Below are 23,650 nucleotides of genomic sequence, written 5' to 3' on the forward strand. Positions count from 1 at the left end.
TCCCGTAGGAGTCTGGGCCGTGTCTCAGTCCCAGTGTGGCTGGCCATCCTCTCAGACCAGCTAACCATCTCAGCCTTGGTGAGCCATTACCTCACCAACTAGCTAATGGTGCGCAGGCCGATCCAGGGGCGATAGCTTGTAAACAGAGGCCATCTTTCACTACAGCGACCGGGGTCGCCGCAGTCGTATCCGGTATTAGCCAGCCTTTCGACTGGTTATCCCAGACTCCAGGGTACGTTACCTACGTGTTACTCACCCGTGCGCCGGTTTACTCGGGAGCCGAAGCCCCCTTTCTCCCTCGACTTGCATGTGTTAGGCACGCCGCCAGCGTTCGTTCTGAGCCAGGATCAAACTCTCCAGTTAGTTCTGGAGGACGAGAGGACATAGTCTCTCGCCATGTTTGCGAACTGAAAGCTCCGCTTGCGAATTGAGTATGCGGTTCACTGTGCCACCTTTCTCGACGACGAATCGAGATAAGGTATGCTGCTATTCAGTTTTCAAAGACCAAACCCCGTACTGGCGTGAACGCGCCTTATAGTCAGAAAGCTGTCGGACTGTCAACAGCGCTCGCCCCACACCCTCAGCCCTCGAGAAACCTGAACTTGCGCACACGGCGCTTACCCACCTGCACCAAGAGCACGAAACCCTGCCCCCCTTCGTTAGACCCAAGGATATCGCAGCGATATCGCTCACTTGAGACCTGATTGCCGTTGATTCTCACGGCACCCTGCCCGATGAGCCGGCGGGCATCACTATTCGATTTCGCCAGCCCAGCGTCCGTCAAGAAACTCGGGAGGGCGAGCTCGGTTGGCAGCGGCCCGAGACGCGTCTCTTCAGGAACGAGATCGCCTGCCAGAGACCGCTTCGAGAACCGCTCATCGAACCTCCGTCGAGCCTCGGCGGCCGCCTCCGAACCGTAAAAACGCGCGACCTGCCGCTCGGCCAGTAGAGCCTTCGCATCACGTGGATGGATCCGTGCGCCCCTGAGGTCCGCGGCGACCTCCGTCGCGATCTCCGGCTCGAGCACCGAATACCACCGTAACATGAGCGTGTCGGAAATCGACATGACCTTGCCGAAGATATCGTCAGGAGGCTCCGTCAGGCCTACATAATTGTTCAACGACTTGCTCATTTTCTGAACGCCGTCGGTACCCTCCAGAAGCGGTAGCGTCATGACGACCTGCGGTTCCAATCCGAATGCCTTCTGGATCTCCCTTCCAACCAGCAGGTTGAACCTTTGGTCCGTCCCCCCCATCTCGATATCCGCCCTCAGGGCAACCGAGTCATACCCCTGCACCAGCGGATACAGGAATTCGTGAATGCCGATGGGGCGTCCATCCTTCAGTCGCTTGCTGAAATCGTCCCGCTCGAGAATCCTCGCAACGGTATAATGCCCGCACAGCCGGACGACGTCATCGGCGGTCATTGCGCTCATCCATTCCGAATTGAACCGAACCTCCGTACGGCTCCGATCGAGGATCCTGAACACCTGCTCCGTATACGTCCGGGCATTCTTCTCCACTGTCTCGGTATCCAGCGGACGCCGTGTCTCCGACCTTCCGGACGGATCGCCGATCCGTGCCGTGAAGTCCCCGATAAGAAAGATGACGACGTGCCCGAGATCCTGAAACTGCCGCAGCTTCCTCAGCACGACCGTATGACCGAGATGCAGGTCGGGCGCGCTGGGATCCGCACCGAGTTTCACCCGAAGCGGCCTCTTCTCCCGTGCGGCCGCCTCGATGCGATCGAGCAGGCCGCCCTCGGGGAGAACGTCCACAACCCCCCGCAGCAGATCCTCCACGCCCGCCGGCGTGCTCATGCCTCCACCACCTCCTGAATACGGCGAATCGAGATCGCCATGCCGCTCCGCTCGTCCACGTCGATGACGACCCCCTGCACCAGTACGCGCCCGTCCGCTACCTCGAACCGAGTCGGCATTTGCGTCAGGAATCGCCGCAAGGCTTGCTCTCGGGTGACCCCGATCACGGAATCCATAGGTCCACACATCCCCGCATCCGTCACATACGCGGTTCCGCCTGGGAGAATGCGCTCGTCCGCTGTTTGCACGTGAGTATGGCTCCCTACCACCGCAGACACTTTGCCATCCAAGTACCACCCCATCGCGACCTTCTCCGACGTTGCTTCTGCGTGCATGTCGACGACAACCACCCGGGCGCGCTCACGAACGGCTGTCAGTGCCGCATCGGCCGCACGAAACGGACACTCGTGGGCTCCCATGAACACCCGTCCGATCAAGTTGATCACGGCAACGGGCTCGGCCCCTGGTCCAGCCTTCACCGTGTAGCCCCACCCTGGGACGCCGGGGGCGAAGTTGGCCGGACGCAACAGAACGTCGCTATCGGTGAGGTACTCAATGATCTGACGTTTGGACCAAATGTGATTGCCTGAGGTCAACACATCGAAGCCGGCGGAGAACAATTCTCGCGCGCTCCCGGGATCGACACCGACTCCACCGGCGGCGTTCTCCGCGTTCCCGATCACGAAGTCGATGCGCTCAGCGGAGCGAAGAATCGGCAAGATCCTGCCGACGGCACGTCGGCCCGGTTTTCCCACGATGTCTCCGAAGAATGCCAGTCTCATGGGATCCGAAAACGATCAACGCGCGTAGTCGGTCGTCCGAAGCTCGCGAATGACCGTCACCTTGATCTGCCCAGGGTAGGTGACTTCGGTCTCGATCCTGCGGGCGACGTCGCGTGCCAGGGCCGCCGCCTGGTCGTCGGAGATCTGTCCAGGCTCTACGAGGATACGGATCTCCCGACCGGCTTGAACTGCGAAGGACTTCTCCACACCCCGAAAGGAATTGCTGATTCGTTCCAGGTCCTCAAGGCGCCTGACGTAACTTTCCAAGACCTCCCGCCTCGCTCCCGGGCGAGCGCCGGAGATCGCGTCGGCGGCGTCGACGAGGGGCGCCAAAATGGTTTCCGCCTTCACCTCCTCGTGATGCGCGGCAATGGCGTTCACGATCTTCGCCGACTCCCCGTACTTCCGGGCAAGATCCGCACCGATGATCGCATGGGATCCTTCGATCTCGTGCGTCAACGCCTTCCCGATGTCGTGCAATAGCGCCGCCCTTCTCGCCTGCTTCTCGTTGATTCCGAGCTCCGCCGCCATCATGCCACAGATGAAGGCGGCTTCCACCGAATGGCCAAGCACGTTCTGCGCATACGAATATCGGTACTTCAGCATACCCAGGAGCTTGACGAGCTCCGGATGAACGCCGTGGATGCCAACCTCGAGCAGCGCGCGCTGGCCGGCATCTCGGACACTCTCGTGAACTTCCTCCTCTGCCTTGCGCACCAACTCCTCGATGCGGCCCGGATGAATCCGCCCGTCGGAGATCAGGCGTTCGAGCGCGATGCGCGCGATCTCGCGTCGAATGGGGCTGTGACAGGAGACGATCACCGCTTCCGGCGTATCGTCGATGATGAGATCCACGCCAGTTGCCGCTTCGATGGCGCGGATGTTCCGTCCCTCTCGTCCGATGATCCGCCCCTTCATCTCGTCGCTCGGCAAATGCACGACAGACACCGTGCGCTCGGCGATGAAATCCCCGGCGAGCCGCTCGATCGCTATCGTGATGATCTTCTTCGCCTTCCGGTCCGCCTCCTCGCGGGCCTCTTCCTCGATTCGTCGAACGCGTCTCGCCGCCTCGTGTCGTGCCTCCGATGTCACCTCCTCGATCAACGCCAGTTTCGCTGTTTCTCGTGTCATGCCCGCCACTTCTTCGAGTGCCTCTCGGGTACGAAGGACCGAACGGGCTACCTCGGCTTCATCGGCCGTCAGTTGCTGCCTGCGCTCGATCAGGGACTGCTCTTGCTTGAGAAGATCCGCGCCTCTGGATTCCAAGGTGACGTTGCGCGCGTCGATGGCCTCCTCACGCGCCAACAACCTCTTCTCGATGGACTGCAGCTCGGCCCGCCTCCGCTGCGCCTGCTGCTCGTGCTCGGCACGGGCCTGGAGCGTCAGGTGCTCCGCTTTCAGGCGAGCCTCCTCTACGAGAGTCGAGCTTCGGCGGCGCGCCTCGTCCATGACGCGACGGGTATCTTCCTCCAGGCGCACGCTGCGCTCGCGCTCGGATGCTCGCCGCAACGACGTCGCGAGCGCGATCAAGGCCACGACGACGACAACGGCCACCATCGACGTCATGGCGCCTCCCGGATGCTCCGCCTCCCTGACCTCGGGAGCACGACGCGGGCTTCCGAAACTACGATGTCGACGGCTTCGTCCCAGGCATCACGTGGCAAATCTTCGACGATCTGCAGCTCATAAGCCAATCCGATCGCCGTGATGGCGCCGGCGGCGCGGAGATCCGCGAGTGCGCGATCGTAGAATCCCCCGCCTCTGCCGAGTCGAGTCCCCCGCCTATCGAAGCCGACACCGGGAACGATCGCGACAACGGGAAAGGTCAACTGGCGCGCGCTCAGGCCCGGTGCGTCGCGGCCCGACGGCCCGGCCGCAGGTACCCAAACCGGTGAGCCCTCCTTCGAGCGCGCCGAAGGCATGAGCAAGCGCGCTCCGGCGGGAAGCCCGCTCACGAACAGGGCCGCCGGCTGTACTTCCGTGCCGATAGCCACGTACCCGAGAACAGTTGACGCTTCCCGTAGGCACCGCAGACCTCGAAGTCGCGCGACGACAGCATCGCTGCCGAGGCGGCGCCGCTCTTCGGGAATGGCGGCCCGCAGTGCCAGGAGCCGGCGGCGCCATTCTGTCTTCGACTGTGTCATGTGCCCGGCTGCATTCCGTCGTTCCGGGCGGATCGTCACCGAACCTGCGCTCAGGCCACTCGCACCTTCTCGCAACTAGCTCCATGACCGCCATCCGGCGGCTGGGCGGTAAGCCCATGCTTCCCGGTCACTGCTATGCGAACGACCGCACGGTCTGCGGTTCGTCACGTATCCGTCCTTGCCGCTTCGGACTTCGGCGGGAGAATGAAGCCTACCGCCCGAACGAGAGGCGTCGACTCTAGGAATCGGAAGCGCCGTATGTCAATGCAATTCGCTGCCCTCCGCTGACGCGAGCAGGGCCGACGCGAACTCGCGGGCATCGAACTCTCGCAGGTCTTCGATGCCTTCACCGATACCCACATAGCGGACCGGGAGGCCGAGCTCGCTGGCGATCGCGAGAACGATCCCCCCGCGAGCCGTACCGTCGAGCTTGGTCAGGATCACCCCGGTGATGTCGATCTGCTCGAGGAAGACGCGGGCTTGGGCGAGGCCGTTCTGACCGGTTACGGCGTCCAGAACCAGGAACGTCTCGTGGGGCGCCCCGGGGATCTCACGGCCGATCACACGTCGCACCTTCCGGAGCTCCTCCAAGAGATTGCTCTTCGTGTGCAGGCGTCCCGCGGTATCGACGATGACCACGTCCACCTTGCGCGCCATCGCAGCGCGCATGCCATCGAACGCGACGGCACCGGGATCGCCGCCGTGCGCCTGACGCACGAGGTCCACCCCGCTCCGCTCCGCCCACACCGTCAGCTGCTCGATCGCAGCGGCGCGGAACGTATCCGCGGCAACCAGCAGCGTACGTTGCCCGCTACGTACGTACCGTGCCGCGAGCTTGCCGATGGACGTGGTCTTCCCCGCGCCGTTCACCCCGACGACCATGACGACGAGCGGTACCCCCTCGGCAGGCGCGGCGCGTCCAGCATCGCCTGCCTCCTTGGCGGTATCGAGAATCGCGACGATCTCCTCCTCCAGCGCGACGCGCAGCGCAGCTCCCGCATCGCCTCGTCGTTGTACCAGCTCGACGAGCCGCTTGGCCGTTCTCATTCCCACGTCGGCAGCCAGGAGGGCCGCTTCGAGTTGCTCGAGCGCCTCGGCATCCAACCGCGGCCGCCCGAGAAGCGGGAGGATCCGCTGCAACATCCCGGATCGGGTTTTCGCCAGGCCCTCGTGCAGACCTGGGCGCTGCGGCACGACCGTCTCCTCTGATGGCCCCGAGCGCGCAGCCGACAACCGACGTCGACGAGCGAGCACGGCCGCGACGACGCCCGCAAGTACGAGGACGCCCGCGAGGACACTCGCGATCGTCACCCACCCGAGAGCGTCACCGAGCTTCTGCCAAGCCTCCATCACCGGCCGGCGAGCTTACTGAGGCAAGCGCACCGAGACCACCTTCGAGACGCCTGGCTCTTCCATCGTGACACCGTAGAGCGTCTCCGCGACCTCCATCGTCCGCTTGTTGTGGGTGATGAGGATGAACTGCGAGTGCGCGCTCATCTCCCGCACCATGCCGTTGAAGCGACCGATGTTGGCGTCGTCCAGCGGCGCATCCACCTCGTCCAGGAAACAGAACGGGCTCGGGCGGATCAAGAACAAGGCGAAGATCAGACTGACCGCCGTGAGAGCCTTCTCGCCGCCGGACAGAAGGTCGAGGGGACCGATGCGCTTGCCGGGAGGCTGCACGATCACTTCGACCCCGCTGTCGAGAATCTGCTCTTCGTTCAGGAGTCGCAGCTCTGCCCTGCCGCCCCCGAACAACTTCGGCATGACCTGCTGGAACGTTTCGTTGACTCGATCGAAGGTCTCCCGAAAGCGCGCCTTCGAGGCGCGATTCAGACGTCCGATGGTCTTCCGCAAGTCCTCGAGCGCACGCTCGAGATCGTCCCGCTGTTGCGCCAGGAACTTCTGACGCTCCTCGAGCTCGGCGATCTCGGCGAGCGCTCCGACGTTCACCTCGCCCATGCCCGCCACGCGCTCACGCAACCGGGTCAGCTGGACCTCGTCGCCCCCGAGCTGCTCCAGAGCCGGCGCCTCGACGTCGCCAAGCTCGCGCTGGTATCGTTCCCGGATCGTTTGCTCCAGATGCGTAAGCGCCATGCGCTGCTCCGCGATCTGGAGATCCATGTTCGCCGCTCGACTCCGCGTCGCATCGATCTCGCTCTGCGACTCGCCCATGCGGCGCTCGGCCGTCTCGGTGGTCTCCCGCAGGGTCGCGAGCTCTCCCTCCGCTTCGGCGAGCGCGACGTTCGCGAACGCCTCGGCACCGTCGAGGTCGCTGATGCGCTCCGACGCTTTCGCGAGCATGGCCTCCGTCTGGTCGAGCGCGACCCGATCCGCGCGTTGCCTCTCCACCAACGCCGTCGCGCGTCGCTCCGTGTCATCGTCCAGCCGGCCCAATCGCTCGATCGTTGAGGTCAGCGCATCGCGCCTTGCATGACGGTCCGCGAGGACGATGTGGCGCGTGGTCTGCGCATGCCGCAGCCCATCGGCGACCATCCGGCGATTCGCGACGACCCCCTCGGCTTCGGCGAGCGCAGCCTCGGAAGCGGTCCGTGATCGACCCGCATCTTCTCGCTCGTTCTCGAACCGAGCGACATCCGCTCGCCGCGCGATCAGCTGCACGTCGACCTCGTCGATCTCTCGAGCGACCGCGTGGACTTGGTCCTGCAGCTCACGGATCTCCTGTCGCGCTCGCTGCACGTCCTTCTCGGCCCCGACGACCGAAACGGCGACTTGACCGAGCTCCGTATCGACGCCCCGGAGCGCCGCCTCCCTCTCCTCGACCACCCCGGTGAGCCCCTCGTAGCGTGCCCGAGCCGCGGCCAGCTCGGCCTGCCGCCGCCCTACCTCACCGTCCAGCGTGCGGAGCTCGCGCCGTTGGGCCAGCAGGGTCTCTTCCGAACGCTCGCTTCCCCCCGCGATCGCCCCCGCGGCGCTCACCGTCTCACCGGCCGGCGTGACCAGCGTCCACCCGTTCCGGCCGCCTCCCCAGACGGCAAGCGCGGCGTCGAGATCGTCGACGAGGCGCGCGTTACCCAGAAGAGACCGCGCAACGGCCTCGAACCCCGGCCGGACCCGCACGAGGTCGAGCAGACATCGCCCGGAAGCTTCGGTCGCCGGATGATGAGGTCCGTGCGGACCGGCGACTGTGACGCAGGTCACGCGCCCCGCTCCGGCGAGGCGCAACGCCTGCACGGCGTTGCGGGCCGCCACCGCGTCGCGCATGACGACTGCCTGGATCTGCTCCCCCAGAACGGCCGCGACCGCCCGCTCGTGCTCGGCTGGAATCTCCAGGATCTCGGCGACGAGCCCCAACGCCTCCTCGTGAGACGACGCAGCCAAGACGGCGCGCACTCCCTCGGTATAGCCGGCACGCGTCTCCTGTAGCTCGCGCAGCGAGTCCCGACGCGACTGCGCACGCGCGAGCCCGTCTTTCATGCCGTCGACGGACTGTTCCCAGCTGGCTCGTTCGGAGAGTACCGTGCGCAGCTGCTCCGCGCGCTCGCGCTTCGTGCCCTCGAGGTGCGTCAGCCTGGCCTGCTGCTCCACCACGAGCTGCTCGGCGGCGCTCGCGCGCCCCGCCGCATCCGCCTCTCGCTCCGCGAGCGCCCGCGCGGCAGTCTCGAGCCGCTCGCGCCTCGCCTCCTGTTGCGCGCAGCGCTCCTGGCTCACGCCGAGCGAGCTCTGGATGTCCGCAAGCGCCGCGGTCGCTTGGACGAGAGCTGCGCGCGCCGCATCGAGAGCGCGCGTCTCGGCCAACAGGTCCTCACTGGCGCGACCGAGCTCATCCTCGCGCGCCGAAAGCTCCTTCTCTGCGCTCTCGATGGACTGCAGGAGCCCCTCGAGCTGGCCGGTCGTCGCCCGCCGCTCGTCCTCGACGGCCGCCCGCTGGTTGACGACCTCCTCCAGGTCGGCGGCGGTCATCGCGTCCTGTCCTCGCAATTCCTCGGCCTTGGCCCGCAAGCCCGTCACCTCGTTCCGCGACACCTCCAGGGTGGCGCGCGCCTGGTACGCAGCCGCCTGCGCATCGCGCACACGCTGCTGCGCCTGGACCTCCTGCTCGCGGGCGTTCCGCCGATCCGACTCCAAGTGCTCGAGCAGGGTCGCGAGCTCCACCTCTCGTTGGCTGAGCGCTTCGCGCTGCAACGCGAGCTCGGCGACCTCCGCGAGATGCTTCGCGCGGCCCCGCGCCGAGAGCGCAAGGTCGAGCTCGGTGATCTCCGCCATCAAGCTGCGGTATTGCTCGGCGCGCTTCGCCTGCCGGCGCAGACTACCGAGCTGGCGCTCGACCTCCCGCAAGATGTCCTGCACCCGCAGAAGATTGTCGCGAGTACGCTCCATCTTGCGCTCGGCCATCTGGCGTCGGCTGCGATAGAGCGTCGTTCCCGCGGCTTCTTCGATGAAGAGGCGGAGCTCCTCGGGCTTGGCGCCGATCAACGCTTCGACACGGCCCTGCTCGATGATCGCGTAGGCCCTGCCGCCAAGCCCCGTCCCGAGGAACAGCTCGGTGATGTCACGGAGCCGGCAGGTCACTCCGTTCATCAGGTATTCCGATTCTCCCGAGCGGAAGTACCGACGGGTCACCATGATCTCCGCCGGACCGGTCGAGACCAGGGGCGACCCGCCCGCCTTGAGGAGCGCGAACTGATCCAGCGGCAATCCGTCGGTCTCGAAGACGATCGAAACCTGCGCCATTCCGAGTGGCGCATGCCGATCGTTGCCGCCGAAGATGACGTCTTCCATGCCCTCGCCGCGGAGGCGCTTCGCGCTTTGCTCGCCGAGGACCCAGCGAATGGCGTCGACGACGTTCGACTTGCCACAGCCGTTCGGACCGACCACGCCCGTCGTACGCGAGGGGAACCGCAGGAGGGTTCGATCGCGAAACGACTTGAAGCCGACGAGCTCGATCTGTCGGATGCGCAGCGTCGGAGCGCTCACGGAAGGCGCCGGACCGATCGACTCCTCGATCTCTGCGTCACCTTCGGACCACGAAACGAGCGCGCGTTCGGCCGACACTTCCTGCGGTGGAATCGCCACAACCCCTCCTCACCCGAGTGCAACGGTCGAGCCGCGCGCACCGAGCCGGAGCATGTGCACACGACTGTCGGGCTGTCAACCAAAAACCCCAACATCCAGCCGACAACAAAGCCGTTGCCCCTAGATGTTGGGGCGCCCGCCGCTCATGGTTCGAGTTCCGTATTCCAGTAGGACACGTCGACGGGATTCAGAAACGGGCCCCATTCCCGGTAACGGCGCAGGTTGAACGCCGCCGTGATGAACGGCGTCCAGTGCGGCCTCGTCGGACGCTTCAGCAGCCGCATTCCCGCCTGCTCCGGAGTCCGGCCACCCTTGCGTCGGTTGCAGCGATGACAGGAGCAGACCACGTTCTCCCACGAGGCGAGCCCGCCCTGCGATCGCGGAATCACGTGATCGAGATTCAAGTCGACGCGCGCGAACCGTTGCCCGCAATACTGACAGGTGTTCTCGTCTCGCGCGTAGATGTTGTACCGGCTGAACCTCACGTGTCGTTTCGGCACCCGATCGTACGTGAGCAGCAGGATCACGCGCGGAACCCTCACCACCCGGCTGACGAGCCCGACCGAGTCGTGCTCGACGCTCACGGAGAGCTCGCTCCAACTCGCGAAATCGAACGTACGGTATTGCTCGTCGACCGCGCGAGCGATGTCTTGGTAGAGCAGAATGAACGCGCGCCGCACCGACGTGACGTGCACGGGGAGGTACGATCGATTGAGGACCAGGACCTTCGTGTTCAGCATCGACATGGCGCGGCGCCGGGTCGCGCGACCGTAGTACGCCAGACCGCGCGATGTCAAGAATCTTCCGCTGTAAGGACGCATACTTGCGCTGACACGGGCGCGCTCCTATAGAGGCCCGAGTGCACGTCGACCACGAGGAGCTGCTGCGCTTCGTCGCGAAGCCGGGGCGGTACATCGGCAACGAGCGCGGGGCGGTGCGGAAGGATCCGGACAGGGTCGCTCTGCGTTTCGCGCTGGCGTTCCCCGAAGTCTACGAGATCGCCCAATCACATCTGGGGCTCCAGATCCTCTACGACCTCCTGAATCGTCGACCGGACGTGTATTGCGAGCGCGTCCACGCCCCGTGGGTGGACATGGAGGCGCAGCTCCGACGCCATCGCCTTCCGCTCGCATCGCTCGAAACGCGCACGCCGCTCGACCGATTCCAGATCGTCGGATTCAGCCTGCAGTACGAGCTCACCTACACGAACATCCTCACGATGCTGGAGCTCGGCCGGGTACCGCTGTTGGCGCGCGATCGCGAGGCCGGTCACCCGCTGATCGTCGCCGGCGGCCCATGCGCATTCAATCCGGAGCCGATCGCCGACTTCCTGGACGCCGTCGTGCTCGGCGACGGCGAAGAGGCCGTGCACGATCTCGTCGACGCGTATCTCGCGTGGGACCGCCGCGATCGCCGCGAGCTGCTCGCGCGCCTGGCGCGGCTCGAAGGCGTCTACGTACCGTCGCGGTTCACGCCCACCTATGGATCCGATGGGCGCATCGCCACCATCGTCCCCGCGGACACCGCGCAACCGAGTGTCCGCAAGCGCGTGGTCCGCGACCTCGACACGGTCCCGCTCCTCGGCCGCCAGCTCGTGCCGACGATGGACATCGTCCACGATCGCATCGCCCTCGAAGTGATGCGTGGGTGCGTCAAGGGCTGCCGTTTCTGTCAGGCCGGCTACATCTATCGTCCGCTCCGCGAACGCGACCCGCAAGCGCTCCTCGCGCACACCGAGCGCCTCCTCAAGGAAAGCGGCTACGAAGAAGTTTCGCTGTTGTCGCTCAGCACCGGTGACTACAGCTGCATCAATCCCCTCTTGGCCGAGCTCATGGATCGCGCCGCGCCGCAGCGGATCGCGCTGTCGCTCCCGTCGACGCGCATCGACGCACTCGATCCGCATCTGCTGAACGAGATCAAGCGCGTGCGGAAAACCGGCTTCACGCTCGCACCCGAAGCCGGCACGCAGCGCCTGCGCGACGTCATCCAGAAGGAATACCGCGAGGAGGAGCTCGTACAGGCGGCCGACCTCATCTTCAAGCTCGGCTGGCGCAGCCTGAAGCTGTATTTCATGCTGGGCCTGCCGACCGAAACGGAAGAGGACCTCCACGGCGTCGTCGCGCTCGCGCGCCGAGTCTCGGCGACCGGCGAGCACCGGCACCCGGTGACCGCGAGCGTGTCCACGTTCGTCCCGAAGCCACACACGCCGTTCCAGTGGGCTCCGCAAGTGACCGTCGCCGAGACGGAGGCCAGGCAAACGCTCCTCCGCCGCGAACTCGGACGCCATCGACTCGGGTTCAAGTGGCACGACGCGCGCCTCTCCTACCTCGAAGGCGTCTTCTCGCGCGGAGACCGTCGCCTCGGCTCGGTCCTGCTCGCAGCCCAGCGGCTCGGCTGTCGCTTCGACGGATGGAGCGATCAGTGTCGTTGGGACCTGTGGCGCCGGGCATTCGCGGAGACGGGCACCGATCCCGACTGGTACCTGCGCCGGCGCACGCTCGACGAGACGCTTCCCTGGGATCACCTCGATAGCGGGGTCCGCAAGCCCTATCTCCGACGCGAGCTCGCCGCCGCGTTCGCGCGCACGCTGACACCGGACTGCAGCATCGAGCGTTGCACCTACTGCGGCGCGTGCGACTTCACCGGCATCCGCAACGTGACCTTCCATCCGCGCGGCGCGAAGGGCAGCGAGAGCCGGGGGCCGTCCGTCGACGGCTGGGCGAGCGCCGCGATGCCGCACGCGGCCCCATGGCCGACCCGCAACTGGAAGCGGCTCGTCGACGGCGCCCGGCCCTGCGGATCGCTCGTCGACACGTGCGCGGACGCTCTCCCAGCCGAATCCGCCCCCGACGCGTCACCAGCCCCGCTCGAGCGCACGCACGGCGAGGGGAACGCCGAAGAGTGGCTCACGTCCGAGCGACACGGCATGGAGCCGGCGCTCGACGCCGGCGCACCACCGACGAGCCGCGTGCGGCTCGTCTACCAGAAGCTCGATCGCGCGCGCTTCCTCGGCAACCGCGAGCTCACGATCACGTTCATGCGGGCCTGCCGCCGCGCCGGCCTCCCGCTCGCGTTCTCGGCGGGCCACCACCCCCTGCCCCGGATGAGCTTCGGCCCGGCGTTGTCGCTCGGGTTCGCGAGCCACGGCGAGTACATGGATCTGGATCTCCACACCTCGCGCAGCGGCCGCGAGGTCATGGACGCCTTGAATCGCGAGCTGCCCGACGGCCTCGTGGTCATGGAGGCCGAAGCCCATGGACTGGATCTTCCGACGATCGATCGCAGCCTGGCCGCATTCACCTACACCGTCTCCCTCGAGCACCTGCCCGTCGCTCGTCTTCCGGACGACGTCGTGACGGCGCGCCTCGCCGCCTTCTCGACCGCCGCGCGATTCCCGATCACCAAGCGCATCAAGGGACGCGACCGCTCGATCGATGCGCGTGCGACGGTGACGATGGCGAGGACCGGCGCCCGCACGTTGCACGTGCAGACGGCGATCGGCCGAGGCGGCACGCTGAAGCCCCATCACGTGGTGGCGGCGGTTCTCGGCCTCGACGAGTTCGAGACCCAGCTGCTCTCCGTCACCAAGATCGGGACGGTGCTCGCGCCGCCTCCTCCCGCGGTCCGGGAGGCTGCGCCGGCAGACGCCGCGCCGGCAACGACCTGAGCGACGCATGTCCAAGCTCATCCTCATCAATTCGACTCCCGAGGAGACGCGCGTCGCGCTCGTGGAGAATCAGGCGCTCGCCGAGATCCACTTCGAGCGCGCCCGCGAGCGCGGCATCGTCGGCAACATCTACAAAGGCAAGGTCGTACGCGTGCTGCCCGGCATGCAAGCGGCCTTCGTCGACATCGGCCTCGCGAAAGCGGGCTTCCTCCACGTCTCCGATTTCCATCCTGGCGTCGACGAACTGCCCCTCGTCGACGCCGAGCTGCCGGAACGCGACCCGGATCCCGCCGCCGAGCCGCCTCCCCCCGCGCGCGCGACCGACACGTTCGCCGAACCCTCGCCGAACGATGCGGGGTCGGCGTCTCCACCGCACCGTGAGCCGATCGAGAATCGCCTGAGCCGCGGCGACGAGATCCTCGTCCAGGTCGCCAAGGAGCCTCTCGGGTCGAAGGGCGCCCGCATCACCTCACACATCTCGCTCCCCGGCCGCCACCTGGTGTACCTCCCCACGACCAACCACCTCGGAGTCTCTCGCCGCATCGAGGACGAGGAGGAGCGCCAGCGCCTGCGCGACATCGTCCTCGCGATGAACCCCGCGGGCGCGGGCTTCATCATCCGCACGGTCTGCGTCGGCCTGAGCCGGAGCGAGCTCCAGGCCGACATGCGGTTCCTGATCGATCTCTGGAATCGCATCCTGAAGCGTAGCGAGGGCGTCTCGGCTCCCTGCCAGTTGCACGACGACATGGACGTCACGCTGCGTAGCATCCGCGACCTCTTCACGCCCGACGTCGAGAAGGTCGTCGTCGACCGCCCGGTCGACCATCGACGCATTCTCGAGTTCGTGGATTCCTTCGCGCCCGCCCTCACCTCCCGCATCGAGCTGCACGATGGCGCCGAGCCCCTGTTCGACCGCTACGGCATCGAACAAGCCATCAGTCGCGCTCTCGAGCGACGAGTGTGGCTCAAGTCGGGCGGCTACATCGTGATCGATCAGACCGAGGCGCTGACCACGATCGACGTCAACACGGGACGCTACGTCGGCAAGCACAACCACGAAGAGACGGTGCTCAAGACCAACCTCGAGGCCGCGTGCGAGATCGTCGATCAGCTCCGGCTGCGCAACATCGGCGGCATCATCATCGTCGACTTCATCGACATGATGGATCCCGTCAACCGGCAGCGGGTCATGGATGCGTTCGACGGCGCGCTCAAGCAGGACAAGATGCGCAGCAACATCCTGAAGATCTCGGAGCTGGGCCTGGTGGAGATGACGCGCAAGCGCACGCGCCCGAGCCTGCCGCAGCTCCTGACCGAGCCCTGCCCGACCTGCGACGGCCGCGGACGCATCGTGTCGGTCGCGACGATCGCCTACGAGACCATGCGACGCATCCGTGAGGTCGCCCGCGCGGCGCCCGAGGCGACCCACATCGCGGTACGCGCAAGCGCTTCCGTGGCTGCGTTCCTGTATGAAGAAGAAGGCGCCGCCATGGATCGCCTGGAGCGCGAGATCGCCCGACGCATCACCGTCGAGCCGATCGAAGGATCGGAGGTCGCGCGGTTCGACGTGCGCGCCGTCTGACGACACCCGACGCACCTCGCCTTGACTTGCCATCTCGCGGAATTTATTCGGGTCTGACGCTATGTCCTTCGACCAGGACCGCGGCGCCGTGGATCCGCCGTCGGTGCCATCATTCACCGGCGCGCTGATGCGCGTGGTCGAACTCGGTGCGCGGGCCGCGCTCGATGACGCGTACGCGTTGATTCGTTGCCGCGACGACGACCTGCCGGACCTGCTGCGCGCCGCGGGCCGACTGCGCGACCGCCACAAAGGTCGCGACGTCACGTACTCGCGGAAGGTGTTCTTGCCGATCACCAACCTCTGCCGCGACCGCTGCAGCTACTGCGCATTTCGTAAGGATCCCGACGATCCCGGCGCATGGACCATGCGTCGCGAAGAGATCCTGGACTGGCTCGCGCGCGCGCGAGCCCAAGGCTGCAAGGAAGCCCTGATGTGTCTCGGCGATACGCCGGAAGCCGCGTTCCCGGCGTACCGCGCGACGCTCGCAGACCTGGGCCACGCGTCGACGATCGGCTACGTCCGCGAAGCCTGCGAGATGGCGCTTGCCGCGGGTCTCCTTCCCCACACGAACGCCGGCGTCTTGTCGCGCGAGGAGATGGAGCACCTGCGACCGGTGAACGTGAGCCTCGGCCTGATGCTCGAAAGTCTGAGCCCGCGCCTGCGGGCCCGCGGCATGCCCCACCACCACGCCGCCGACAAGGAGCCGGCGCGTCGCCTCGCGATGATCGCCGAAGCCGGTCGGCTTCGCATTCCGTTCACGACCGGGATCCTCATCGGGATCGGCGAAACGCCCGAAGAGCGCGTCGACGCGCTGCTTGCGATTGCCGATCTGCACGCCCGTTACGGTCACGTCCAGGAGGTCATCGTCCAGAACTTCCGCGCCAAGGACGGCATCCCGATGGCGGGCGTGGCGGAGCCGAACGCCGGCGACATCGCGCGCGCCGTCGCCGTCGCCCGGCTCGTGCTCGGGGGCGCGATGAACGTACAGGCGCCCCCCAATTTGAATCCCGACGACCACCGTTTGCTGCTGCGGGCCGGCATCAACGACTGGGGCGGCATCTCGCCGGTCACGCGCGACTACGTGAATCCCGAGGCGGCCTGGCCGCAGATCCCGGCGCTCGCGGATACGTGTCGTACCGAAGGATTCACGCTGGGTGAACGGCTCGCGATCTACCCGGAGTACGCCTGCCCCGCCTTTCTCGATCCGGGACTCTCCGCATCCGTGGAACGACTCGCCGGCCACATCGCCAGGAAGGACAGCCATGCCGCTGCCGCGCATTGAAGACCTGTACGACGATCTTTCGTTGGATCGACGCATGGCGCGCGCATCCGCGCCGGTTCGCGCCCTCATCGACCGCGTTCTCGATCGCGCCGTCCTCGACGTCGACGAGTCCGTCACGCTCCTCGACAGCGACGGTGACGACCTGCTCGCGCTCATCGCGGCCGCGGACGCCGTCCGCAAGGCCGACGTCGGGGACGACGTGACCTACGTCGTCAACCGCAACCTGAACTTCACGAACGTCTGTTTCGTCGGGTGCCGCTTCTGCGCGTTCAAGCGCCAACGGTGGGAGCCCGACGCCTACAACCAGTCGGTCGAGTCCCTCCTCGCCAAGGTCCAGGAGGCCGTCGACCTCGGAGCCACCGAGATCTGCATGCAGGGCGGCATCAACCCGGACATGACGCCCTTCACGTACCGGGACATCCTGATCGCCATCAAGCGGGCCTTCCCCGCGATCCACATGCACGCCTTCTCGCCGATGGAGATCATGTACGGCGCGCGGCGGACGGGAATGAGCTACACCGACTACCTCGCCATGCTGAAGAGCCACGGGCTCGGAACGATTCCCGGCACGGCTGCGGAGATCCTCGACGACGAGGTCCGCGATCTCCTGAGCCACAAGAAGGTCGACGTCCGCACCTGGATCGATATCATCACCACCGCCCATCGGCTCGGCATCCCGAGTACGGCGACGATCATGTACGGCCACGTCGAGACGTCCCGGCACGTGGCGGCGCACCTGCGCCTGATCCGGGACCTCCAAGGCGAGACGGGCGGCTTCACCGAGTTCGTGCCCCTGCGCTTCATCCACACCAACACCGACATGCATCGCGACGGGCTGGTGAACGATCCGCCGGCCAAGGGGATGTACGACCTCCGGATGTACGCCTGCAGCCGCCTCCTGCTGCGGGGCGCGATCGACAATCTCCAGACCTCCTGGGTGAAGATCAATCACGAGCTCGCGCAGCTCTCGCTGAACGCCGGATGCAACGACTTCGGCGGTACGCTCATGGAGGAGAGCATCTCCCGCGAGGCGGGTGCGGATGCCGGGGAGTACACGCCGGCCGAGGAGATCCGTCGCCTGGTGCGTGCCGCCGGTCGCCGCCCGGTCGAACGCACGACGTTGTACCGGAAGCTCGAAGCGACGGAGGAGAGCACGACGCGTGGGAGTGCCACCGCAGCTGACGGTGCTGGCGGGCGGAGTCGGGGCTGCGAAGTTCCTGCGCGGCCTCATCCAGTCCACTGATCCGGCATCCCTGACCATCATCGTCAACACGGCGGATGACGATCGCTTCTTCGGCCTCGCGGTCTCGCCGGATCTCGACACCATCACCTATACCCTTGCCGGCCTGGCTCCGCGGCGCCGCGGCTGGGGTCTCGCCGGCGATCGCTTCCGGTGCCTCGAAGCGCTCGGGCGTCTCTACGACGGCGCCGGATGGTTTCGGCTCGGCGATCGGGACCTCGCGACCCACATCTACCGGACCGACCGTCTCGCCGCGGGGGCCTCGTTGAGCGTCGTGACCGCCGAGCTCGCCACCGCGTTCGGGGTCGTGTCACGCGTGCTGCCGATGACCGATCAGCCGGTCCGCACCGTCCTCGAGACCGACCGCGGCCGCCTGTCCTTCCAGCGCTATCTCGTCGCGAACCGCGCCCGCCCGATCGTGCGCGGCATCCGTTATCGCGGCGCCGCGACGGCCAGGCCGGCGCCCGGCGTACTGCGGGCGATCCGCGACGCCCGCGCGGTGATCATCGCGCCGAGCAATCCCTTCCTCAGCATCGGTCCGATGCTCGCGCTCCCGGGGATCCGCGCCGCACTGTCGGCGCGCCGGGGCCCGGTCGCCGCGGTCTCGCCGCTCGTCCGCGGCCGTGCGGTGACCGGCCCGCTCGCGCGCCTCCTGCGCCGCTTCGGCCATCCGGTCTCGTCCGTCGGCATCGCGCGGTGCTATCGACCCTTCCTCGACGCGCTCGTCATCGATCGCGGGGATCGTCGCGACGCCGTGGCGCTCGAACGCGAGGGCTGCCGCGCGGTCGTCGCCGACACGATCTTCTCCGCCCCACGCCGCGCGGTGCGGACGTCACGGGCGCTGCTCGCCGCCTTGGAGCTCGCGTGAGCATCCGTCGCGCGCCGCTCGAGTGCCACACGATCGAGACGCTGCCTCTCGTGCATCCCGGTGACGACCTGCCGGCGCTCCTCGCGCGAGCGATTCGATCCACGGGCCTCACGCTCGCCGCCTACGACATCGTCGCGGTCTGCCAGAAGGTCGTCTCCAAAGCCGAGGGCCGCATCGTCGACCTCGCCAACGTCACCCCCTCCGCGTTCGCAACCCGGATCGCGGAGAGCACGGGCAAGGACGCGCGCATCGTCGAGGTGATCCTGCGCGAGTCGACGCGGATCGTGAAGATGACGAGCGGCCACCTGATCTGCGAGACCGGCCCCGGGTGGATCTGCGCGAACGCCGGCGTCGACGAATCGAACGCGGAGCGTCCCGATTCCCTCACGCTCCTCCCGCACGACGCCGATGCCTCCGCCGAGGCCCTGCGCGCACGCTTGTCGGCCGATGCGGGAGGCGCGCCGATCGGCGTGGTCGTGACGGACACGTTCGGACGGCCGTGGCGGGACGGCCTCCTCGACGTCGCCCTCGGCGTCGCCGGCATCGGTGCCGTCCTGGACTACCGCGGCGCCACCGACCTGGGGGGCCGCGAGCTGCATCACACCGTGATCGCCCAGGCGGATGCGATCGCCGCGGCCGCGGGGCTCCTCATGGTGAAGGGGGCGGGGATCCCGGCGGTGGTGCTACGTGGCGTGTCGTGGGAACGGACGACGGGCCGCGGGCGCGACCTCATCCGACCTGCGGCGCTCGACCTCTTCCGCTGAGGCGGAAGGGCCGAGCGCCGGTGCGCCCCGACGACGGTGGGTCGGGCGCACTATCGCGGGCACGCGCGGAGGATCAGGACGACGGCTCGCGCTCGGCGCTGACGCGCGTCGCGGCCACTTCTTCTCGATTGGCGTCGAGAACGGCCCGCAGCACCGTTTCGAGCGCGGTGATCTCGCCGTTGACGGCCACCATGCTCTCGATCAACGCCAGCCAGCGCAGCGACGCCGGCTCCCCGGGATCCATCTCCGGACAGAGTGTCGCAACGCCGGTCGCGGCGCGCAGCAGTCCTTCGGAGGCGGATTCGAGGTGCTTGGCGATGTCGGTGAACGTTTCGCGGTCGATGATCATGCGGAGGCTCCTTCGGAGGGGTCGGTGGACCCGCGAATGTCCAAGAAGGGTGCCACGCGTCGACTGCTCCCGCCCTCGCCGGCGCGCGGGCGCGTCACGGGAGTAACGCGCCCCTTTCGCCAGAGGGCGCGCCGAGTTGCGGCGCCTCCACCCGCCGACGACCCCGCGAAGAACCGCGCGGCCCACATAGCGCCCCGCGCCTCGGCGTCGGATCGCCGAATCATGCATTTCGGCGGCATCACTCCGTGCGATGCAATCTCGCAGGATCGCGGCCCCGAGCGTCGAACGGATGCCGCTCCCGCGCGACCCGTCCTCAGACCGGAAACGACGCCGACGGATGCTCGGACGACGAGGGCGGCATCGGCAGCGTGAGCCGACCGACGCCTTCGAGCCGTCGGCTGTCGGCAAGCCGGCGCTCGAGCCCGGCGAGGTCGCTCGCCGCCGGTCCCGCCAGGATCACGCGCTCCCGGCCGCCCCGACCACGGCGAGCCAAGGTCACGCATCCCATCTCGGCGAAGCGATTGAGCGCGTTGGCGAACGTCACCGCCGAATTCCCCTCCGCACGCCGCGTCTGCCCGAGCAACTGATGCATGATGAAGCTCTTCCGCATGCGCGCGATCGCCGCCTTCTGGAGGAGCCCGTCCGCCTCCAGGTCGAGCAGCGTCTTCGCCACGATCCAATACGCTTCGCGGAAGCTGTCGAGGATCCCGTCACCGAAGACCAGCAGCACGTGCGCCATGTTGACGTAGGCGCCCTCGATCGCGCCTCGCGCCGTGAAGTACGCCAGCGTGTCGTCGATCTCGGCCGCCACCGCCTCGCGTTCCGGCAAGGCGAACTCCCAGCGGAACAGCTCGAGCCACCACCACACGGTCTCGCGCAGTTCGGAGCGCGGCACGCCTCGACGGAGCGCGTGCGCGATCAGCGACGGAATCAGGAAGAAGTGGATCGTGTTGTTCTTGTAGAAATCGAGGATCAACCGCTTCTCGGGCGGCGCGTGGATGATGTCGCCGTCACGATCCTTCATCCATTCGATCAGCTTGCCGTTCTGGAGGAAATTCAGGCTTTCGTAGAAGTTCGCGATGTTGCGCTGCAACGATGCCGTGAGCGCCACGCGCTTGTGGATGAGCAGCTCCGTCAACGCCCGTGCGGCGACCGCGAACTCCCCGTAGCGGATCGCCGCCTCCGGCGCCGCGAGCAGCACCGTCGACGATACGGAGGTCGCGCCGGCGACCGCGACGTCGTTGACCGACCGCAGGAGGCGGAATCCGAGCTTCTGGATGAAATGCCGCTTCTCCTCCTCGATCGCCGGGTCCGCGACGGCGCGTTGGAATCGCCCGCGCCGCTCCCCGAGCGCCGCGTCGAGCGAGATCGGCGCGGCGAACGTGACGTAGACCGTTCCGTACTTCTGGCGCAGGACCCTCCGGGCCTTCAGCAAGGCGCCGAAGGACTCCCGCTCCTTCTGTCCCCCCAGCAACTCCTCCTTGTACGCCTCCTCCTCCACGATGCGCCCGTAGTGAATGGAAACCGGCACGAGATAGAGATCACGGCGTACGCCGTCCACGAAGACGTTCACGATCGCCGAGAGCATCCCGAGCTTCGGCGTGAGGATCTTGCCCGTCCGGCTGCGCCCCCCCTCGATGAAGAACTCCTGCGTATAGCCCTCGCGGATCAGGTACTCGAGGTACTTTCGAAAGACCGTCTTGTAGAGCGGGTTTCCCTCGAAGGTGCGACGGATGAAATACGCGCCCGCCCCGCGGAAGAACGGACCCAGCGGCCAGAACGCCATGTTGATGCCCGCAGCGATGTGCGGCGGCGACAGCGCGTTCTCGTGAAAAATGTACGACAAGATCAGATAGTCGAAGTGGCTCCGGTGACACGGAACCAGCACGATCGGGTGCTGCTTGACCGTATCGACGACCCGCTCGAGTCCGCGCACCTCGAGGCCGCTGAACATCCGGTACCACGCGCGGTGGAAGAGGAACGCCAGCGCCGCGAAATAGTACCCGTGGAAGTTGGCCGCGATCTCGTCGAAGTAGCCTCGCGCCTCCTTGATCGTCTTCTCGACCGACGTCTTTCGCTCGGCGGCGATGCTGCGCACGACCTCCTGGACGTCGTCGGAATCGAGGACCATCTCCCGCACCTGACGCTTCGAGCGGAGGGTGGGTCCCCACACGAGCCGCTCTTCACGATAGAGGAAGATCTGCAGCGCGCGCGTCAGACGCCGTACGATGCGATCCTCCCCTTCATCGCGGTACTCCGTCATGAAGGCGTTCAGCGGGATCTCCGCGCCGACCGAGATGCTGAGATCGCGCGCGTTCCAGTAGTAGGTCACGAGCTTCTTCACGTCGCTCGGGGCCTCGTGCACGCTGTACACGAAGCTCGCGAGGCGCGACCCCTTCCTCCGCAATCCCGAACCTCGGAAGATGGCGAGGGGCACGAGGACCACGGGCTGCTCCTTCCCCCAGAGGCCGTGCACGATCTCGCGGAGGTAGTCGGCCCCGCGGCGCGTCTCGAGCGCCGCGCGCACGCCCCGCCCGCGTGTCCCCGCGGCGCCGCGGCTGCTGCGGATGAAGAGCAGGACCGAGCGGCCGCTCGCGGTCAGGCGCGCCGCGAGGTCGCGCTCGCGCGCCTCCCGATCCCGCGGAACGGTGCCGAGGGACCGCAACCTCCGCCATGCCCCGCGCAGGACGTCGCTCAGCCGGCGCAGCCACACCGAGGAGATGTCGTTGGCGAAGAGCGGCAGCGGCAGGCCTTCGCGCAGCAGCAGATGGTTCACGAGGAAGTAGTCGACGAGCGACCGATACCGCATCACGTAGACGAGCGTGCCCTGCTCGGCGAGCCGGCGCAGCCGAGCGATGTCCTCGGGATCGACCTGCACATGGCGAAAGGCCCGCCGCGCGAACAGATTCGCGAAGAACCCGAACTGCCGGCTCATCGCCGAACGATGCCGCCCCTCGTCCTCGCGGGCCGAGCTCACGGGTGCATCCTCGGGCACCGTCTGCGGTTGGCTCATGACCCCCGCTCGATCCTCACGTGTAGCGTTCGAGCTTGCGGCGTTTCAGCTCGTCCACGACCCGGCGGACGTCTTGCGCGCGGTCGCGGTGACAGACCAGGATCGCGTCCGGCGTGTCGACGACGATGACGTCGTCGAGGCCGACGACGGCGACCAACCGCCCGTTGCCGAAGACGACGGCCCGCGCAGCGTCCACGGACACGACGTGGCGCGAAGCCGCGGCACCGTCGAGCGTCGCGAGCGCCGTCCAACTCCCGACGTCGCTCCATCCGAACTCGCCCGCGACGACGAGCACGTCGCGCGCGTGCTCCATGACACCGTAGTCGATCGAGACCGCCGGCAAGCCCCCATACGCGCGCGCCACGGCACCGGCACGCCGGGCGCCGGGTTGCGCCATCGCCGCCCGCAAGGGCCCCATCACCTCCGGCAGCAGCTCGTCCATGAGCCCGAGCAGCGTGGTCGTCCGCCACGCGAACATGCCGCTGTTCCAGAGATACCGTCGCGTCGCGACGAAGCGGCGCGCACGCGCCGCATCCGGCTTCTCGACGAAGGCGCGCACCCGCGACGTCCGCCCGCCCACCGGGTCGCCGAGCCGGATGTAGCCGTATCCCGTCTCGGGCCCCGCCGGCCGGATACCGATCGTGACCGCCACGGGCCTCGCGCTCGCCCACGCGAGCGCCTCGAGGAGCGTCGCGCGAAACGCGCGCGGGTTCGCGATCGCGTGATCGGCCGGTACCGTCACGAAGGTCGCGCCGGCGGCGCGGCTCTCGATCGCCAGCGCCGCGAGCGCGAGGCATGGCGCCGTGTTGCGCGCGATCGGCTCACTGAGCACGTTCCGACGCGGCAGCTCCGGCAGTTGCCGCACGACCGCCGCGGCATGATCACGATGCGTAACGATCAGAATCTGCGACGACGGCACGATGCCGCGCAGCCGCGCCACGGTCTCCTGGAGGAGGCTGCGGGCGCCGCGCACGGGTAGCAGCTGTTTCGGCACCAGCCGCCGGCTCCGCGGCCAGAATCGCGTCCCGCTTCCCCCGGCCATGACCACCGCCCACCGATCGACGCGACGAGGAACCCGCGGCACCGACGATCGAGACATCGGA

The 23,650-nt window shown here is 67.2% G+C and carries 16 protein-coding genes and 1 rRNA gene; 6 read left to right on the top strand and 11 right to left on the bottom strand.

All coding sequences use genetic code 11. The features are described from left to right. The 8 genes from IT293_09105 to IT293_09140 all read right to left on the bottom strand — a co-directional run. A 16S ribosomal RNA gene (locus tag IT293_09105) occupies positions 1 to 363 on the bottom strand; the annotation flags it as partial. A gap of 217 nt (positions 364 to 580) precedes the next feature. After that, positions 581 to 1,819 (bottom strand): tyrosine--tRNA ligase, encoded by a 1,239-nt coding sequence (locus IT293_09110; protein MCC6764807.1) that lies wholly within the window; start codon positions 1,817 to 1,819, stop codon positions 581 to 583. Then, positions 1,816 to 2,601, bottom strand: coding sequence for a TIGR00282 family metallophosphoesterase (locus IT293_09115; GenBank protein ID MCC6764808.1), 786 nt, complete (start codon positions 2,599 to 2,601; stop codon positions 1,816 to 1,818). Before IT293_09115 ends, IT293_09110 begins: the two co-directional genes overlap by 4 nt. Positions 2,602 to 2,616: 15 nt before the next feature. Beyond that, positions 2,617 to 4,167, bottom strand: a complete 1,551-nt coding sequence (gene rny / locus IT293_09120) for a ribonuclease Y (GenBank protein ID MCC6764809.1) — start codon at positions 4,165 to 4,167, stop codon at positions 2,617 to 2,619. Then, positions 4,164 to 4,784: a 5-formyltetrahydrofolate cyclo-ligase gene (locus IT293_09125; GenBank protein MCC6764810.1), complete on the bottom strand. Its 621-nt coding sequence runs from the start codon at positions 4,782 to 4,784 to the stop codon at positions 4,164 to 4,166. Before IT293_09125 ends, rny begins: the two co-directional genes overlap by 4 nt. Before the next feature lie 222 nt (positions 4,785 to 5,006). Then, positions 5,007 to 6,095: a signal recognition particle-docking protein FtsY gene (gene ftsY, locus IT293_09130; GenBank protein ID MCC6764811.1), complete on the bottom strand. Its 1,089-nt coding sequence runs from the start codon at positions 6,093 to 6,095 to the stop codon at positions 5,007 to 5,009. A gap of 15 nt (positions 6,096 to 6,110) precedes the next feature. Further along, a complete protein-coding gene (gene smc / locus IT293_09135) occupies positions 6,111 to 9,782 on the bottom strand; it encodes a chromosome segregation protein SMC (protein MCC6764812.1) in 3,672 nt (1,223 codons plus the stop codon). Between the two features lie 143 nt (positions 9,783 to 9,925). Next, positions 9,926 to 10,522 (bottom strand): HNH endonuclease, encoded by a 597-nt coding sequence (locus IT293_09140; protein ID MCC6764813.1) that lies wholly within the window; start codon positions 10,520 to 10,522, stop codon positions 9,926 to 9,928. A 119-nt stretch (positions 10,523 to 10,641) separates the two neighbouring features. Between IT293_09140 and IT293_09145 the strand changes: the two genes are divergently transcribed. From IT293_09145 to cofE, 6 genes are all read left to right on the top strand, one after another. Then, positions 10,642 to 13,449, top strand: a complete 2,808-nt coding sequence (locus tag IT293_09145) for a TIGR03960 family B12-binding radical SAM protein (GenBank protein ID MCC6764814.1) — start codon at positions 10,642 to 10,644, stop codon at positions 13,447 to 13,449. Between the two features lie 7 nt (positions 13,450 to 13,456). Further along, positions 13,457 to 15,031 carry a ribonuclease E/G gene (locus IT293_09150; protein MCC6764815.1) on the top strand — a complete coding sequence of 525 codons (1,575 nt, stop codon included), beginning with the start codon at positions 13,457 to 13,459 and terminating at the stop codon, positions 15,029 to 15,031. 127 nt (positions 15,032 to 15,158) lie between these two features. Then, entirely contained in the window at positions 15,159 to 16,313 is a 1,155-nt protein-coding gene (gene cofG, locus IT293_09155) for a 7,8-didemethyl-8-hydroxy-5-deazariboflavin synthase CofG (GenBank protein ID MCC6764816.1), read from the top strand. A 34-nt stretch (positions 16,314 to 16,347) separates the two neighbouring features. Then, on the top strand, positions 16,348 to 17,556 hold the full coding sequence (gene cofH, locus IT293_09160; protein ID MCC6764817.1) for a 5-amino-6-(D-ribitylamino)uracil--L-tyrosine 4-hydroxyphenyl transferase CofH: 1,209 nt from the start codon (positions 16,348 to 16,350) through the stop codon (positions 17,554 to 17,556). Then, positions 17,474 to 18,421, top strand: a complete 948-nt coding sequence (locus tag IT293_09165; GenBank protein MCC6764818.1) for a 2-phospho-L-lactate transferase — start codon at positions 17,474 to 17,476, stop codon at positions 18,419 to 18,421. The genes cofH and IT293_09165 overlap by 83 nt, the downstream gene beginning before the upstream one ends. A gap of 2 nt (positions 18,422 to 18,423) precedes the next feature. Continuing rightward, entirely contained in the window at positions 18,424 to 19,185 is a 762-nt protein-coding gene (cofE, locus tag IT293_09170; GenBank protein ID MCC6764819.1) for a coenzyme F420-0:L-glutamate ligase, read from the top strand. A 73-nt stretch (positions 19,186 to 19,258) separates the two neighbouring features. On the opposite strand, the gene IT293_09175 is transcribed toward cofE, so the two are convergent. From IT293_09175 to IT293_09185, 3 genes are all read right to left on the bottom strand, one after another. Then, a complete protein-coding gene (locus IT293_09175) occupies positions 19,259 to 19,534 on the bottom strand; it encodes a hypothetical protein (protein MCC6764820.1) in 276 nt (91 codons plus the stop codon). A gap of 313 nt (positions 19,535 to 19,847) precedes the next feature. Continuing rightward, on the bottom strand, positions 19,848 to 22,547 hold the full coding sequence (locus IT293_09180; GenBank protein MCC6764821.1) for a 1-acyl-sn-glycerol-3-phosphate acyltransferase: 2,700 nt from the start codon (positions 22,545 to 22,547) through the stop codon (positions 19,848 to 19,850). A gap of 16 nt (positions 22,548 to 22,563) precedes the next feature. Next, positions 22,564 to 23,589, bottom strand: a complete 1,026-nt coding sequence (locus tag IT293_09185) for a mannose-1-phosphate guanylyltransferase (protein MCC6764822.1) — start codon at positions 23,587 to 23,589, stop codon at positions 22,564 to 22,566. Positions 23,590 to 23,650: the final 61 nt, after the last annotated feature.

This window comes from Deltaproteobacteria bacterium, assembly GCA_020848745.1.
In the GTDB taxonomy this organism is placed as follows: domain Bacteria; phylum Desulfobacterota; class Binatia; order UTPRO1; family UTPRO1; genus UTPRO1.